The 14,634-nt window shown below is 42.5% G+C and carries 18 protein-coding genes and 1 tRNA gene; 3 read left to right on the forward strand and 16 right to left on the reverse strand.

What is annotated here, in order from left to right; translation table 11 throughout:
- Nucleotides 1–262 precede the first annotated feature (262 nt).
- The 3 genes from L1070_RS08970 (at nt 263) to L1070_RS08980 (ending at nt 3,809) form a co-directional block, all read left to right on the forward strand.
- Nucleotides 263–2,725 (forward strand): EAL domain-containing protein, encoded by a 2,463-nt coding sequence (locus L1070_RS08970; protein WP_237125306.1) that lies wholly within the window; start codon nt 263–265, stop codon nt 2,723–2,725.
- Between the two features lie 111 nt (nt 2,726–2,836).
- The gene (gene zur, locus L1070_RS08975; RefSeq protein WP_070986343.1) at nt 2,837–3,271 is read left to right on the forward strand and encodes a zinc uptake transcriptional repressor Zur; all 435 of its coding nucleotides are present in this window, start codon (nt 2,837–2,839) and stop codon (nt 3,269–3,271) included.
- Nucleotides 3,272–3,341: 70 nt separating this feature from the next.
- On the forward strand, nt 3,342–3,809 hold the full coding sequence (locus L1070_RS08980; protein WP_237125307.1) for a chemotaxis protein CheX: 468 nt from the start codon (nt 3,342–3,344) through the stop codon (nt 3,807–3,809).
- 9 nt (nt 3,810–3,818) lie between these two features.
- Here the strand turns inward: L1070_RS08980 and L1070_RS08985 are convergent, their stop codons facing one another.
- From L1070_RS08985 to L1070_RS09060, 16 genes are all read right to left on the reverse strand, one after another.
- Nucleotides 3,819–4,247, reverse strand: a complete 429-nt coding sequence (locus tag L1070_RS08985; RefSeq protein ID WP_070986345.1) for a secondary thiamine-phosphate synthase enzyme YjbQ — start codon at nt 4,245–4,247, stop codon at nt 3,819–3,821.
- Nucleotides 4,248–4,284: 37 nt separating this feature from the next.
- Nucleotides 4,285–5,376, reverse strand: a complete 1,092-nt coding sequence (gene alr, locus L1070_RS08990) for an alanine racemase (protein ID WP_237125308.1) — start codon at nt 5,374–5,376, stop codon at nt 4,285–4,287.
- Between the two features lie 11 nt (nt 5,377–5,387).
- Entirely contained in the window at nt 5,388–6,767 is a 1,380-nt protein-coding gene (gene dnaB / locus L1070_RS08995) for a replicative DNA helicase (RefSeq protein WP_070986347.1), read from the reverse strand.
- A gap of 127 nt (nt 6,768–6,894) precedes the next feature.
- Nucleotides 6,895–7,836 carry a DUF4097 family beta strand repeat-containing protein gene (locus tag L1070_RS09000; protein WP_237125309.1) on the reverse strand — a complete coding sequence of 314 codons (942 nt, stop codon included), beginning with the start codon at nt 7,834–7,836 and terminating at the stop codon, nt 6,895–6,897.
- Nucleotides 7,837–7,845: 9 nt separating this feature from the next.
- A complete protein-coding gene (locus L1070_RS09005) occupies nt 7,846–8,319 on the reverse strand; it encodes a hypothetical protein (protein WP_237125310.1) in 474 nt (157 codons plus the stop codon).
- Nucleotides 8,312–8,872, reverse strand: coding sequence for a sigma-70 family RNA polymerase sigma factor (locus L1070_RS09010; protein ID WP_237125311.1), 561 nt, complete (start codon nt 8,870–8,872; stop codon nt 8,312–8,314). Before L1070_RS09010 ends, L1070_RS09005 begins: the two co-directional genes overlap by 8 nt.
- A 166-nt stretch (nt 8,873–9,038) precedes the next feature.
- Entirely contained in the window at nt 9,039–10,802 is a 1,764-nt protein-coding gene (locus tag L1070_RS09015) for a polymer-forming cytoskeletal protein (RefSeq protein WP_237125312.1), read from the reverse strand.
- Nucleotides 10,803–11,339 (reverse strand): prepilin-type N-terminal cleavage/methylation domain-containing protein, encoded by a 537-nt coding sequence (locus L1070_RS09020; RefSeq protein WP_070986352.1) that lies wholly within the window; start codon nt 11,337–11,339, stop codon nt 10,803–10,805. It abuts the gene before it with no gap.
- Nucleotides 11,330–11,746, reverse strand: a complete 417-nt coding sequence (locus L1070_RS09025) for a prepilin-type N-terminal cleavage/methylation domain-containing protein (protein WP_237125313.1) — start codon at nt 11,744–11,746, stop codon at nt 11,330–11,332. The genes L1070_RS09020 and L1070_RS09025 overlap by 10 nt, the downstream gene beginning before the upstream one ends.
- Nucleotides 11,737–12,198, reverse strand: coding sequence for a prepilin-type N-terminal cleavage/methylation domain-containing protein (locus L1070_RS09030; RefSeq protein WP_237125314.1), 462 nt, complete (start codon nt 12,196–12,198; stop codon nt 11,737–11,739). The genes L1070_RS09025 and L1070_RS09030 overlap by 10 nt, the downstream gene beginning before the upstream one ends.
- Nucleotides 12,185–12,589 carry a type IV pilin protein gene (locus tag L1070_RS09035; RefSeq protein WP_237125315.1) on the reverse strand — a complete coding sequence of 135 codons (405 nt, stop codon included), beginning with the start codon at nt 12,587–12,589 and terminating at the stop codon, nt 12,185–12,187. The genes L1070_RS09030 and L1070_RS09035 overlap by 14 nt, the downstream gene beginning before the upstream one ends.
- 343 nt (nt 12,590–12,932) lie before the next feature.
- Complete coding sequence (gene rplI / locus L1070_RS09040; protein ID WP_070986355.1) at nt 12,933–13,385, reverse strand: 50S ribosomal protein L9; 453 nt, start codon at nt 13,383–13,385, stop codon at nt 12,933–12,935.
- A gap of 35 nt (nt 13,386–13,420) precedes the next feature.
- On the reverse strand, nt 13,421–13,648 hold the full coding sequence (gene rpsR, locus L1070_RS09045; protein ID WP_002962753.1) for a 30S ribosomal protein S18: 228 nt from the start codon (nt 13,646–13,648) through the stop codon (nt 13,421–13,423).
- Nucleotides 13,649–13,659: 11 nt separating this feature from the next.
- A complete protein-coding gene (gene priB / locus L1070_RS09050) occupies nt 13,660–13,986 on the reverse strand; it encodes a primosomal replication protein N (protein WP_237125316.1) in 327 nt (108 codons plus the stop codon).
- A 32-nt stretch (nt 13,987–14,018) separates the two neighbouring features.
- Nucleotides 14,019–14,360, reverse strand: coding sequence for a 30S ribosomal protein S6 (rpsF, locus tag L1070_RS09055; RefSeq protein ID WP_070986357.1), 342 nt, complete (start codon nt 14,358–14,360; stop codon nt 14,019–14,021).
- A gap of 186 nt (nt 14,361–14,546) precedes the next feature.
- Nucleotides 14,547–14,622: transfer RNA gene (locus tag L1070_RS09060), tRNA-Gly, on the reverse strand.
- Nucleotides 14,623–14,634: the final 12 nt, after the last annotated feature.

Here is a 14,634-nt window from a genome sequence, read left to right on the forward strand (position 1 = left end):
AATATGCTGATGTAACCTCAAGGTTATATCAACATAAGCAATAATACCTGTCTCTCATTCGCTGTATTATTCATTAACTTTCACTATTTCTACAGGTCACTTTTTGCAGAGCCTACATACCTTTGGCACTCAAACAACTACCGCTTTAATATTTTGAGCTAGACTTAATTCACTACTGTGCTCAACTTTATCAATGACTAACAGCATGCATACCTTTTCAGTAATTAACATTATTCGCTCGCTAAGCGTCCGTGAGTGAATAATGATGAAAGCGCTATACTCTATCAATATTAAGCTGTGGCTGAGCATTTTGGCTGCGCTGGTTTTTTTGTTGTTTTCTGTCATTATCACCTTTCATACCTATTACACCCAATTAGATACGCTCATTAGGAGTAGCCAAGAGTCATTATCACAGGAGCTGCCAATTTTTTCCCACAAGCTTGAGCGGGCCTTATCAGCCAACAACACTGAAAATGCGACCTTTGCACTCAACACTAAAATGAGCCGAGTTAACTACCAACATGTTTTAGTACTAGATCCCGATGGTCACATAATCGCCGCACCAGAGCGACATATGCAAACACAACACTTCAGTAAATTTGATCTGCCCATTAACTTCAAACTATTGCAAACGGCACTCGCTCAAAACGCAAGGATTATTGAATTTAATGAGTCAAAGTTTGTTTTTGAGGCATATTTTCCGCTGCAGTTTCAACATCGTGATGAAACCAAAACAGCCATACTATTTGCCACGTACCACATTGCGCATGAAGTTCAGAGTGTTCTAGAAATTGGCCTGAATAAGAGTTTTATCGTTGCCTTACTGCTGCTGTGCTTGATCTGCCTTACAGCGATGTTTGTGTACGCTTTTATCACCAAGCCCATAAATCAACTAATTTATGTTGGTCAGAAGCTGCGCTCACTTGATTTTAGCCAAAGAGCGAAAATTGAAGGCAGTGGTGAACTAAAGTTACTAGCTGATAACTTCAATGATATGGCTGACAATTTGCAGGAGAAAATTGCCGCACAAAAAGCGGCTGAGCTATATGCTCTGTCTAAACACAACTTGCTTGAAAGTATTTTTTCGGCACTGCCAGATTTGTTTATTGTTATCGACTCACAAGGTAAAGTGATCGAGTTTAGTAACTCTCATCAAAACGATATGTTTGTTGAAAGTCCTCCGCTCATCGGCTGTGATGTGACCACTTTATTGCCTAATACCATTATGAAGCGCTTTAATGGCGCTATCAAAGAGACCAGAAAATATAAAAAGCTCACTTGTATTGAATATCCCTTTACTCATAGGCATCAAGAAAAATTCATGGAAGCGCGCATGTCTGTTATGCCGCTAAGCAGTCATGTTGTTATCGTACTCAGAGACATTACTCAGCGTAAGCGCCAAGAAGAACTTATTTTCCATCATGCATTTTTTGATACCCTTACCAATCTCCCCAACCGTTTTTTAGTCATGGAACGACTGACTCAACAAATCAAAACAGCGACCAGAAATAAAACTATTATTGCTGTGATCTTCATTGATTTAGATGATTTTAAAAAGGTAAACGATTCTTTAGGGCATGAAATTGGTGATAAGCTGCTCATTGCCTCAGCGCAGAGATTGCAAGATACGCTGCGCGATGAAGACACCGTGGCTCGCCTTGGTGGTGATGAGTTCGTAATTCTAATCAATAACTTACACAACAGCGAGGATATCATTCCAATCGCCGCAAATTTGGTAAGGCGATTTCGCATCCCCTTAAATATCGATAAAAGAGAGTTTAGCATTTCATTGAGTTTAGGCGTTTCTGTATACCCACAAGATGGCAGTACACCCAGTACGCTACTTCGTAAAGCTGACTCAGCAATGTATCACTCAAAACAGCAAGGTAGAAATACGTACTCATTTTTTACAGAGAAAATGAGTCAGGATTTATCTCGGCGCTTGCTACTTGAAGAGCATATGCGTCACGCTCTGGAGCATGGAGAGTTCGAAGTTTATTATCAGCCACAATTTACCATTGATAATAACGAGCTGATTGGCGCAGAAGCCTTACTTAGGTGGCACAATAAAACCCTAGGCACCGTTTCACCAAGTGAATTCATTCCATTGGCAGAAAGCAACGGCGAGATAGTTGCTATTGGAAAATTCGTGCTGCAATCAGCAATAAAGCAAATTAAAAAGTGGCAATCCGTGCTAGAGCGACCATTGAAAGTGGCAGTTAATTTATCTCCGCGACAATTTAAAGATCGCACCTTAATTGAAGATATTCACAAATACATTCAACAGTCGCAAATACCCACTTCTTTACTTGAGCTTGAAATCACCGAAGGCGTGCTTTTGTCCGGTGATGACGCACTCAAGGATTCGCTAGATAACTTACATCAATTAGGGTTAGTTATCTCAATGGACGACTTTGGAACAGGCTATTCATCCCTCAATTATCTACGCCAATATCCTTTTGATATCTTAAAAATCGATCAAAGTTTTATTGCTGACCTATCTACCAGCCAAGCTGCTGATGAATTGGTAAACTCTATTATTACCATGTCTCACAGTCTCGGGATAAGGGTTGTTGCAGAGGGCATCGAGACCCTCTCTCAGCTCAAGATTTTACAGAATTATCAATGTGATGTTGGACAAGGTTTTTTACTTGGAGAGCCAATGACAAGTGAAGATTTCGAACATTCAATTGGCATCACCAAAGAGCGATATAGCGAAGGCTAACGTATTAACTTTTCAACCCCATGCGACGCTTTTTCATGATAACTTACTCAGTTTATAAGACTATTAATAAGAATATGTTAGTATTGCGGTGCAAGGGTAAGGATTAAGATAATGAATGTAGAATTACTGATCAGCAAAGCAAAGCAAGTGTGTGATAATCGCGGGGCTAGGTTTACTCCTATCCGCGAGAAGGTATTTCGTCTGCTCGCAAGCAAGCAAGGCGGTGTCGGAGCTTATGACCTACTTGAAGAACTCAAAGTTACAGAAGCCGCAGCTAAACCGGCAACGATTTATCGCGCTTTGGATTTTCTTGCAGAATTAGGGTTCATCCACAAGATCGAAAGTACAAACTCGTTCATGCTTTGCCATCATTTTGACCATATTCACCCCGTACAACTATTGATATGTGACCAATGTGGTAATGTCGAAGAGTTACACTCAAGCGCAATTTCCCATGAACTTAATAACCTCGCAGCCGAGAAAGGCTTCGTAGTAAGCGCTCAAACCATTGAAGCGCACGGTAAATGTGAAAAGTGTAATGAGTAAGTGCATCTGCTCCAAAACCACACTACACTCAAATACTATCTCTAAAAAAATATGTAGTTAAGGAAGTCATATGAATGTAGAGTTTATAAACCCCTTTCTATCGTCTTTAATCAATGTATTGGCAACCATGGCGCAAACGGAGTTAACGCCAGGCAAGCCAAAAATAAAAAAAGATGAAATTGCTCTGGGTGATGTGTCTGGTCTCATAGGAATGGTTGGGCCGCAAACTAAAGGTTCATTTTCTATAACGTTTGATGAAAACTTAGCCTTGACCATTATGGAACGAATGCTAGGTGAGCGCCCAGATACCATTAACGAGGAAGTCACCGATATGGTCGGTGAAATCACTAATATGGTAACTGGCGGTGCCAAAAACCTATTGGGTGAAAAGGGCTACGAGTTTGAAATGGCCACACCAATTGTTGTATCTGGTAAAAACCACACCATTACACATAAATGTGAAGGTGCAAAAATCATTATGCCTTTTACATCACCAGATGGTGATGCAAATATAGAAGTCAGCTTCGACAAGCTTTAGGCTGCAAGGCTAAGAGCAAATTTCACCTTGTAAGGTAACAATAAGGGTTCTGCTTGAAGCATGATCCCTATGTTCGCACAGATAAAGCCCCTGCCACACTCCCAATGCCAATTGTCCATTACTCACGGGTATACTTTGGCTGCTGCCTATTAAGGTGGACTTGATGTGTGCAGGCATATCGTCAGGCCCTTCATATGTGTGTATGTAATAAGGAGCGTTCTCAGGTGCAAGTACATTAAAATGGCTTTCTAAGTCCTGCCTGACTGAAGGATCTGCGTTCTCGTTAATGGCAAGAGAAGCTGACGTGTGCTGAATAAATACATGGAGTAAACCTACACGGACATTTTTTACCTCTGGAAGCTGATGTTCAATTTCATCACCAATAAGGTGAAAGCCCCTCTTTCTTGCTTTGAGTACTATTTTTTTCTGTAACCACATGAAACATTCCTAGATTCGAGTATCGGCTGTAAGTAGCTTACGCTTGGTTTTTATCCTCGTATTCGTAGCTTACTCGCGGAGTCACATTACATAGCAGTTCATAAGGTATAGTATCTGCATACGCCGCAACTTCTTCAACCGGTAAATTGGGACCCCACATTTCTACTTCGTCGCCAACCGAGATACCAGCTTTGTTATCACCAATATCTACCGTTATCATATCCATAGAGACACTACCCACAATGCCAAAGCGTTGATTGCGGATCATCACTGGCGTACCATTTTTCGCATGTCGAGGATAGCCATCACCGTACCCCATTGCAACAATAGCAAGCTGTGTCGCGTGCTTGCTCTGCCAGCGCCCACCGTACCCGACGGGTTCGTTGGCTGGTAAACTGCGAATAGCAATGACTCGAGTAGTTAAACGCATAACGGGCTGTAAACCATGATGAGCGCCAACCTGCTCTTGCATTGGCGACACACCATAGAGCATAAGCCCTGGGCGCACCCAATCATTATGACTTTCAGGCCAACCAATAATACCCGCCGAGTTTGCTAAACATAGAGACTCATTTTTATTGTCTACCAACTGAGTAAATTTATTTAGCTGTACCTTAGTTTTACTATTTTCGACGTCATCGGCACACGAGAAGTGGGTCATCAAATTAACTTGGGGCTTCACATTCTCAGAGCTTTTCAAACGATTATAGAAGCTGTCCAATTGCTCAGGCTCAATTCCCAGCCGATGCATTCCTGTATCAACTTTTAGCCATGTCGCTATCGGTGCGTCTAACTTTGCGCTCTCTAACGCATTAAGCTGATACTCGTTGTGAATCACCGTTTGAAAGTTATTCGCTAAAAGGATAGGAATATCATTGGCATTAAAAAAACCTTCAAGCAACACTATCGGTTTAGTTAAACCACCAGCCCTGAGGGCTAATGCCTCATCGATTCGAGCTACTGCAAACGCATCAGCGTCTTGTAAGTGCTGAGCAATGGTCACTAGGCCGTGCCCATACGCATTGGCTTTTAACACCGCCATAACTTTGGCTCGCGGTGCCAGCGCTTTGATACGCCGTAAATTATGCCTTAATGCCGATAAGTTTATCTCCGCCGCCGCTAACTTCATGTGCGACTCTCCTAGTATTCGTCGTCAACCGCAGGACCTGCGTAGTTATCAAAACGTGAGTATTGTCCTTGGAAGGTTAACCTAACCTTACCAATTGGACCATTACGCTGCTTACCTATAATGATCTCTGCGACTCCCTTATCTGGGCTATCTTCGTTGTACACTTCGTCGCGATAGATAAACATAATTAAGTCGGCATCCTGCTCAATTGATCCTGATTCACGTAAGTCGGAGTTTACTGGACGCTTATCGGCACGTTGCTCTAGCGTTCGGTTAAGCTGAGAAAGCGCGATAACCGGGCACTGTAGCTCTTTTGCCAACGCCTTTAAAGAGCGAGATATCTCAGCAATCTCAAGTGTTCGATTGTCTGACAAGCTAGGTACACGCATGAGCTGCAAATAATCCACCATGATCATACTGATACCACCATGGTCACGTGCAATACGTCTTGCTCTGGAGCGAACATCCGTTGGGGTCAAACCTGATGCATCGTCAATATACATCTTGCCTTTTTCCATCAACAATCCCATGGTTGAAGACAGTCTCGCCCAATCATCATCATCCAACTGGCCGGTACGTACCTTGGTTTGGTTAATACGGCCAAGAGATGCGAGCATCCTCATCATGATTTGCTCTGAGGGCATCTCTAGAGAGTAAATGAGTACTGGTTTATCTTGGGTCATCGCCGCATGTTCCGCAAGGTTCATTGCGAAGGTGGTTTTACCCATTGAAGGACGCGCGGCGACGATGATCAGATCCGATGGTTGTAGGCCCGCAGTCATTTTATCTAAGTCTGAGTAGCCTGAACTTACCCCGGTCACACCATCTTGAGGTGACTGGTATAGCTCTTCAATCTTATCGACGGTTTTTTCCAAGATGCTATGAAGATTTTGCGGGCCCTCTGTGCTTTTGGTACGTTGCTCAGCAATTTTGAACACTTTACTTTCGGCCAAGTCGAGTAGTTCATGACTATCACGACCCTCGGGGTTAAAACCAGCCTCAGCAATTTCATTTGCGACCGCTATCATCTCTCGAACAACCGCGCGTTCGCGCACAATATTCGCATAAGCATCAATATTAGCGGCACTGGGCGTGTTTTTAGCTATTTCAGCAAGATAAGCAAAACCACCGACATTAGCGAGCTGATTATTTTTCTCCAAATTCTCGGAGATGGTGATTAAATCAATGGGGTTACCCATTTCCACCAGCTTTTCCATCGCTTCAAAAATCAGCTTATGTGTACGGGTGTAAAAGTCCTGCGCAACAACAAGTTCTGCAACTCTGTCAAACGCTTGATTATCTAACATAAGGCCGCCGAGAACGGACTGCTCGGCTTCAATTGAATGGGGTGGAACTTTTAGCGTATCAACTTGAAGATCTGGTTTTGCCATAGCACTGCACAATTGGGAATTCAGAGGACTATTTTATCTGCTCATGAGATAAGTGCAATGCTATATCCCAAACCACGAGTAATAAAAAGATACACCACCAACGAGTGGGTTGGTGGTGTGAGGGAGATTAGTTTTTTTTCAGTTCAATGTGCCCACTCACAGTGTCGATTTCTACATCGGCATTACCGCCGTTGAGCACAAATTCTAATTCTCTTGAGGGGCCATATTTTGCCTTTTTCATTTTATGGTCACTCAATTCATTAATAACCTTACCACCGGCATGCATATCAATGTCAAACCGAGCGGAAACATCCGCTGGAAAGTAAAACCTAGCATCACCACTAACTGAGTCCATATTAATATTCGCGTTATCTTTTAGCTTTTTGATGTGTACATTGATTTCACCATTTACCGTGTTCAGACGTAAATCAGCTAATTCCTCTATACGTAAGTCAACTTCACCATTCACATTCTCTAACCGTACGTCCTGCGCTTTTGTGTCGCTCTCGATATCACCATTAACCGCATTAAATTTCAGCTTACCATCTGATCCCCTATCATTGATGCTGCCGTTGACTGTTTCATAGTGAATGTGGCCGCTAAGTTGTGATGCATCAATATCGCCATTTATGGTCTGTAAAGAGATTTTCCCTTTCAAATCAAAAACCTGAATATCACCTTTAACAGTTTTTATACTGGTGCCCGCATATAACTGGCTCGCGTTTACATCAATACTCACGCCTTCGAGATTTAACTCGCTACTTTTAGGCATATGAATTGTCAGCTTTGAACCATCATGACGGTTGTTCCAACCTCGGTACTGATTTGGCATCTGTACAATAAACTCGGTAACGGAGCCATTAGTTTCTAGCTTATATCCCTTGGCTTTTTCATCCAAGGTACCCGTAATTTTAAAGCTGTTTTCGTCCCAAGTTTTAATTGTGATGACACCGCGCTGATTCTCGATAAAAACCTTCCCTTGCTTTGGCAGAGATATCTTCTCATCAATACTTTGCCCAGCAAAAGTCGTCAATGGCAGTAGTGCTAATCCTGCTAATAGTGCTCTCATACTCTTCTCCTAAATTTGTTGCCAACGAGGTGCATGTACCTTGTTTATTAAATCCAATTGTTGCTGATAAACTTGAGCAAGCATTTGTAACAGTGCCGCATTTTCAGGATCATTCTGCAACGCCATTTTTATCGCTTGCTCAGCACTTTCAAGCTCCCCCAGTTGGGCTTGCCAATCCGAAGTTAATGCAGGCTGAGTTTCATACTGCACCAACAAACTCTGTTTTTGCTGCTCAAAGAACGCACTCATGTTTGTCATGGTATTTTGCTGCGGTTGATTCAGCACCACCTGCCAAGCCATTAATCCAGCGAGAATACAAGCCGCTATTCCTGTGAGTTTCGGCCAATAACTATTTTGCGTATCCTCTGCTGGTGTTGACGCGATTGCGTTTTCAATTCCTTTCCATAAGTCTCGCGTTGGTGCGATGTCTTTTGTTTGTTCGAGCGATTCTTTCAAAAACTGCTCAAAGTCAGGTTTACTCATTGTCGTACCACTCCTGCAATAACTGACGAGCACGGTGATATTGCGATTTACTTGATCCCACTGCCATACCTAACATGTTGGCTATTTCCTCATGGCGATAACCTTCAACAGCATGCAATACAAATACTAAACGGGCTCTCTCTGGTAAACGTACTATCAGCTTGTCTAACCCGTTAAGCCCGTGACACATCTGCGCTGATTGTTCATTCATTCCGCTGCCTTCAATGCTCACGACCTTTTGCAACCAGTTTTTATGCTTTCGTAAATAACTTATTGCTATGTTACTCGTGACGCTGTGGAGCCAAGTCGAGAACTGTGACTGCCCCTGAAACTGCGCAATCTTATGCCACAACTGCACAAATACCTCTTGGGTTACGTCCTCCGCATACTCTGGAGATGCGAGCAACCTTAGGCAAAGCCCAAAAACTCGCCTTTCATGCTTTCTATACAGTTGTTCAAAAGCCCGTTGATCACCCTGTTGTACTTTACGCACCAACTCGTCGATAGGATTTTGCTCTGTGTTCGACAATGCCTGGTTGGCATCAATTAACATTTTTACTTTCCTTTTTCTTGGTCGAGCTAGCTTGATATAAACAGAGCTTGCTTTCAAGTTGCTAAGTAAGACGTCTTTAAAGCGAGAAAAGGTTTAAATATAAGAAGTATTTTTTTGAAAAAATAAAAAACCCGCTATAAAGCGGGTCTTTCTATAAAGAGTTATATTACTCAGTACTATTTGGTAACCTGTAATACCAACGCTCAAAAGTAAGTAATGGCTTAGTTTGTGTGCTTCCACTACCATCACCGACACCGAAGTCTACCGTTTTCAGTGCCTCATCAAAGTGAAAGTCACCGCTGCCGGAGCCATCAATGAACGAGCCAACAATGCTGCCATAAAGAGAACCGCTACCTGTCACTTTAACTGTTGATAATGGCGCATACACCATAGCGTACATGTCACTATTGCCACCCAGTGAGACCCCTTCACCGGATTTAGATGAGTAAATGTTAAATGCCGCATGCCCGCTGTTAGTAAGCCCATGTTGCTCCACATACACATTACCGCTGCCACCTAGGTCTATATTGCCCGTCACAAAAATACTCAGGCTACTTCCAGCTTTAATGGTCATTCCCGAACCACCTTTAATAGAGAAGTCACCATCAATAAGGAAAATAACATCGCCCCCTTGAATCGTAACAGAGCCATTGCTACCAAGTTCAAAGCCGCTCATGCCATATACATATTCAAGGTCATTGTCGCTTTGTACAACATCTTCATAATACTGCTCCAAGGTATCGAATATGTAAATATCCTTCTGAAAGGCAGATATTGCACTCAAACCACCACTATTTCCATTGCCATTTCCATTGCCATTGCCATTGCCATTTATAGTTTCGTAATAGGCCCAAGTAGGTGCAAACGTATAATGTTGGTTGGCCCATACCTTGTAGTATAGATAATCGTTACTTTCTCCGATCACTTCGTCCATATTCTGTACGATTGCTAATGGATCACAGTGTGATGAGTCTGCTGCATGGATCTCTATTGGCGTGATCTGAGGATTTACGTTATACCGACTATTTGAGTAATGAACACCATTTTGGCTAAATGCACCTTCATTGGGAAAAGTCCCTGTACCACCATATTGGATATCAAAATCATCATTGCTAAGGTTAGCAATTGAGGCACCCGATTTCATAGTGGCATCACCATTGGCACGCACATAACCCGTTATTTCACCGCCTTTATGCACAATGTCACCTAGCGTAATCGCGTTACCGTCAACACGCACACCGCCACCTGATGAAATCTCAATCCCGGTGTTCGATTTAATATTGCCATAAACTGGCGAAGAGCCCGTTAGGTATATTGCGCCCGCGGCGTTAACATCACCTTTTATGATTGAGTGTCCGCTCAATGACACATTTGCATTACTGCTGGAAGTATTGATGACGGCATTGCTGCCTTTAGTCTGTTCATAACTACCCGCAGACGAGTCATAACTGTCTATCAACGAGCTGCCTTTGAGACTAACTCCCGTGCAACCTGCCATAATGCTGTCATTAACCGCAGAAGAGCTACCCGGTGTGAACTTGTAGTGAGCTATAATTTTGTCATTAGAGTCACCGCTGTAACGCTCACCAGAGCTTGTAATCACCACAATATCCGGTGCATCCCCCGCCTCAGCCGAAGCGTCATACTTTAGATCGTCCCCTGCGCTACCACCACCAGTGTATGAACACTGGGCCAACACAAGCTCATCTCTCGTTAACGACGGATCCTCTACCAGTTTATCCTTTAGGCATTTTGCTACAATATAAATACCTTTTTCAGACAAGAATCTGGCATTCATGCTTTTTTGAAAATTACCTGATAAACGCTCTTGAACAAGAGTTTCTCTCATTGCACCAAACACAACAACACCTGCCATTGTGCTTAATAGCAAAACCTTTATCAGTGTAAAGCCATTTTGCTTTTTCATCATTTACCTCATAATTACCCTGGTAGTAGCTAGGCTAATCACGATGCCTGTAGCAAATTGCGCTGGTACATCTTGTGGCGTCACGTTAACATTGATTAAACGTCCGCTTTGACTACTACTAAATCCAAGCGCCTGTACACCTTTTAAAAGGTTTAAGACCCCTACACTATTCCCATCATCATCCAGATTTAATATATCGCAGGTTAAGTACCCATCACTTAAAGTATAGACCTCCTGATAATTAAATGTAGGTACAGTTCCTTGACACGAAGTGCTGTACGCATCTTGATCGATGGTAATTATCGTTCCGTTTTCTGTAATTGCTGGAATAACAGAAGTTTGCTTCACACTACGAGACAAAATATGGTTTGTATAACGCACAACTTCCTGCGCTTGAGACAGTTGTTGTGTGGTCATCACCGTGCCTTTTATTGCTGAATAAGACATCCCAATCCCCGCCAATAAAAATGTCCCGATAGTTAACGCTACCATCAACTCTACGAGTGAATAACCTCTAACTGAGTACGAGCTTAATCGCATGTGTCATCCAAACTCATAAATGTGGCATTCAATACCACTTGGTTTTCACCATCTACATCCGGATCCATACGATCATCGACCCAATTCACCAATATATTCATTTCATTTTCATAGGTCTGAGGAACAATCACTTCAAAGGTTGTACGTATATCTGATGGCGCTAATAACCACTCTCTAAAATCTTCATCTTGGAACAACGATGGGTCGTTATGTTGAATATCACATAATCGAGACCAAATTTTCTCCATCGCATTTTGGCCCTGTACTAGCGCTACAGTATAGTCAAAACTATTGGTCGCATATTGCAAAGCCCTGAGCTGCGTTGCTGCTAGTCCAAGCAGCGCGATACTCGCTATCAGCATCGACACCATCACCTCTACCAATGAAAAACCTTTCGTTAAGCGCAATTTTTATCTGCCTCATCAACCCAACTTTGCCCACTTTGTAACACACACAGCCGATAGTCAGTGGTACTGTCATCGTTGTCTGTCACTAATAAATTTAGCGCCTGATTGACCTCTCCCGTTGATGTAATTGTTCTATCAGCGTATTCAATTTCGATTGAATCATCTACAACTGAAAATTCATGTACCGTTACCCATTCACCATCAGCCTGTGACTGCAATAACCATTTAGAAGAGCTGGCAACCAGATGTAATGTTTTTGCCTGCTTTACCGCTTCACTACGAGAGTACTTATAAAAAGCACTCAAATAGTTCGCATTATTAACAACTCTGTCCTGCTTTATTTGCCTAACAAAAGAAGGCATTGCCAACGAAGCCAATATACCTGCAATCAACAGCGTTATTACAAGTTCCGTCAAGGAGAAGCCACGGACGCTTTTACTACCAGCAGTCATCAACTTCAGCCCCCTGTGTGCCTATGTGGTTCAAGGTGATTGCCCCGCAAGGATCAGACTCCTGTAATGTTCCCGTTTTTGGCGTTGCTGTTAGTAAATATGAACGACTTGTATAGTTTTCTCCATTCTCAGGCTTGTTTAGGTGCTCATATTTAAATGTATACATTTCAAGTGCTGGTAGAGCTGTAAAGGTGTCGCTGTCTGGATAGCCGCCGTTACGTGAGTAGGAACGCTCTAATATGATTGCCACTTGTAGCATTTCTTGTTGCGCTTGTGAGCGCCGGCTCTCTTGCATAGACTCTATGTAGGTGGGGTAAGCAACTGCGCCAAGTATTGCAACGATTGCAGCGGCGATTAACAGCTCCGTTAACGAAAACCCTTTACTAACCATACATACCTCAAAAGCCTTAAATTTACCCAATACAAGGACAGCGCTGTCATCGCTTAATTAAAATTATAGCAATTTTTGCAGCAATACTTAATTCTTATATATTGTTTCTATAAGTTAACATTGCACGGTGCGAGTTGGAAGTTTCATGCAATAATATTTGTGTAAAAACCATGCGAATTATTCAGCCTCAAGCAATTTCATCACATTAAATAACAGCGAGTTACGCAATTATGCAAAGTATACTTTGGTTTTTATCTGAAAATTAGAGTTGTTGTTATGTGTTTCAGGCGTGATAAATAAAAAACCGTGCACGAGCGTACACGGTTTTGCTTAATACAAAAAATTAAGCTTCAGCAATAACGATTACTTTGATAGTAGCAGTTACGTCTGAGTGTACTGCGATTGCTACGTCAAATTCACCAGTCTCACGGATAGTACCTAGAGGTAGACGAACTTCTGATTTAGCAACTTCAACACCAACAGCTGAGATAGCGTCAGCGATGTCGCGAGTACCGATTGAGCCGAATAGCTTACCTTCGTCACCAGCTTTAGATACTAAAGTAACTTCAGCTAATGCTTCTAGCTTCTCAGCGCGTGCTTGTGCAGCTGTTAGCTCTTCAGCGATTTTCGCTTCTAAATCAGCACGACGTGCTTCGAAAGTTTCAATGTTTGCTTTTGTCGCAGGAACTGCTTTACCTTTAGGGAATAAGAAGTTACGTGCGAAGCCAGATTTAACTACAACCTGGTCACCTAGGCCACCTAGGTTAGCGATCTTGTCTAGTAGAATAACTTGCATGTCTCTACACCTTTTAAAAACTGTTAATCCGCTGCTTACTTGTGTAAGTCAGTGTATGGAAGAAGGGCTAAGTAGCGAGCACGCTTGATAGCTGTTGCTAGCTGGCGCTGGTATTTAGCGCTAGTACCTGTAATACGGCTAGGTACGATTTTGCCACTTTCTGTTACATAGTTTCTAAGAGTAGCTAGATCTTTGTAATCGATTTGTTGTACGCCTTCCGCTTTGAAACGGCAGAACTTACGACGTCTGAAATAACGTGCCATGAGTAATTTCCTCAATTAATTCTTTCAATATGTTGTGCGTGTAATACCAGTTGACTTAAACCATTACGGTTTTCGTGTCGGTTTAAAAAACCACTAACTTGTATTGCTTGCCCAACGTATAAATGCTGAGTTTGAGACTGGAACTTGTGCCCACTGGCAACCACTTGAATGCGAACATAACTATTACGGTTTAAGTCAGCTTCAACTTGAGTAGATTTATGCTCAAGCACAAAAATACAATGTGGAATGCCGGCTGGGCTTTGATTAAATTTGGGTGTTTTACAAATCACGCCCGAAAGCACATATTGATTTGTATACAGGTCAACCTGTTTTTGCACCGCAAACCCTCAATGTCCAGAGTCAATAACGATTAAGCAGTAGCTGCTTCTTTTTTCTCTTCTCTTACAAGAGGAGATGCTTCAGTTACAGCAGTTTTAGTACGCATAACTAGGTTACGTAGTACTGCATCGTTGTAGCGGAAAGAAGTCTCAAGCTCGTTGATTACTTCAGTTGGTGCTTCAACGTTCATAAGAACATAGTGTGCTTTGTGAAGCTTTTCGATTGGGTATGCCAATTGACGGCGACCCCAGTCTTCTAAACGGTGAATAGTACCGCCAGCTTCAGTGATAGAACCTGTATAACGCTCGATCATACCAGGTACTTGCTCACTTTGATCTGGGTGAACCATGAATACGATTTCGTAATGACGCATGGATATTCCTTACGGTTAATATAGCCTTTTCCCGTTTCGGCCAGTCGGGTGAAGGCAAGGAACTAAATGTGATAGCCGAAAGAGCGCGTATTTTACGTAGAGTTGGATTATTAAGCAATTAAAATTTGCTATGTAAAGAATAAATTTATAAAGGAATTGATAAAAAAAGAGATTTTAAAGGGGGATTGGAGCGGCACACGAGGTTCGAACTCGTGACCTCGACCTTGGCAAGGTCGCGCTCTACCAGCTGAGCTAGTGCCGCTTCATAGTCACT

Origin of the sequence: Pseudoalteromonas sp. MMG022, from assembly GCF_021654245.1 — a bacterium.
Lineage (GTDB): Bacteria > Pseudomonadota > Gammaproteobacteria > Enterobacterales > Alteromonadaceae > Pseudoalteromonas > Pseudoalteromonas amylolytica.

Bases quoted from the DNA above. Each gene is read 5' to 3' on its own strand.
- L1070_RS08970 (WP_237125306.1), top strand. From the start codon at position 263: ATGATGAAAGCGCTATACTCTATCAATATTAAGCTGTGGCTGAGCATT.
- zur (WP_070986343.1), top strand. From the start codon at position 2,837: ATGAATGTAGAATTACTGATCAGCAAAGCAAAGCAAGTGTGTGATAAT.
- L1070_RS08980 (WP_237125307.1), top strand. From the start codon at position 3,342: ATGAATGTAGAGTTTATAAACCCCTTTCTATCGTCTTTAATCAATGTA.
- L1070_RS08985 (WP_070986345.1), bottom strand. From the start codon at position 4,247: ATGTGGTTACAGAAAAAAATAGTACTCAAAGCAAGAAAGAGGGGCTTT.
- alr (WP_237125308.1), bottom strand. From the start codon at position 5,376: ATGAAGTTAGCGGCGGCGGAGATAAACTTATCGGCATTAAGGCATAAT.
- dnaB (WP_070986347.1), bottom strand. From the start codon at position 6,767: ATGGCAAAACCAGATCTTCAAGTTGATACGCTAAAAGTTCCACCCCAT.
- L1070_RS09000 (WP_237125309.1), bottom strand. From the start codon at position 7,836: ATGAGAGCACTATTAGCAGGATTAGCACTACTGCCATTGACGACTTTT.
- L1070_RS09005 (WP_237125310.1), bottom strand. From the start codon at position 8,319: ATGAGTAAACCTGACTTTGAGCAGTTTTTGAAAGAATCGCTCGAACAA.
- L1070_RS09010 (WP_237125311.1), bottom strand. From the start codon at position 8,872: ATGTTAATTGATGCCAACCAGGCATTGTCGAACACAGAGCAAAATCCT.
- L1070_RS09015 (WP_237125312.1), bottom strand. From the start codon at position 10,802: ATGATGAAAAAGCAAAATGGCTTTACACTGATAAAGGTTTTGCTATTA.
- L1070_RS09020 (WP_070986352.1), bottom strand. From the start codon at position 11,339: ATGCGATTAAGCTCGTACTCAGTTAGAGGTTATTCACTCGTAGAGTTG.
- L1070_RS09030 (WP_237125314.1), bottom strand. From the start codon at position 12,198: ATGACTGCTGGTAGTAAAAGCGTCCGTGGCTTCTCCTTGACGGAACTT.
- L1070_RS09035 (WP_237125315.1), bottom strand. From the start codon at position 12,589: ATGGTTAGTAAAGGGTTTTCGTTAACGGAGCTGTTAATCGCCGCTGCA.
- rplI (WP_070986355.1), bottom strand. From the start codon at position 13,385: ATGCAAGTTATTCTACTAGACAAGATCGCTAACCTAGGTGGCCTAGGT.
- rpsR (WP_002962753.1), bottom strand. From the start codon at position 13,648: ATGGCACGTTATTTCAGACGTCGTAAGTTCTGCCGTTTCAAAGCGGAA.
- rpsF (WP_070986357.1), bottom strand. From the start codon at position 14,360: ATGCGTCATTACGAAATCGTATTCATGGTTCACCCAGATCAAAGTGAG.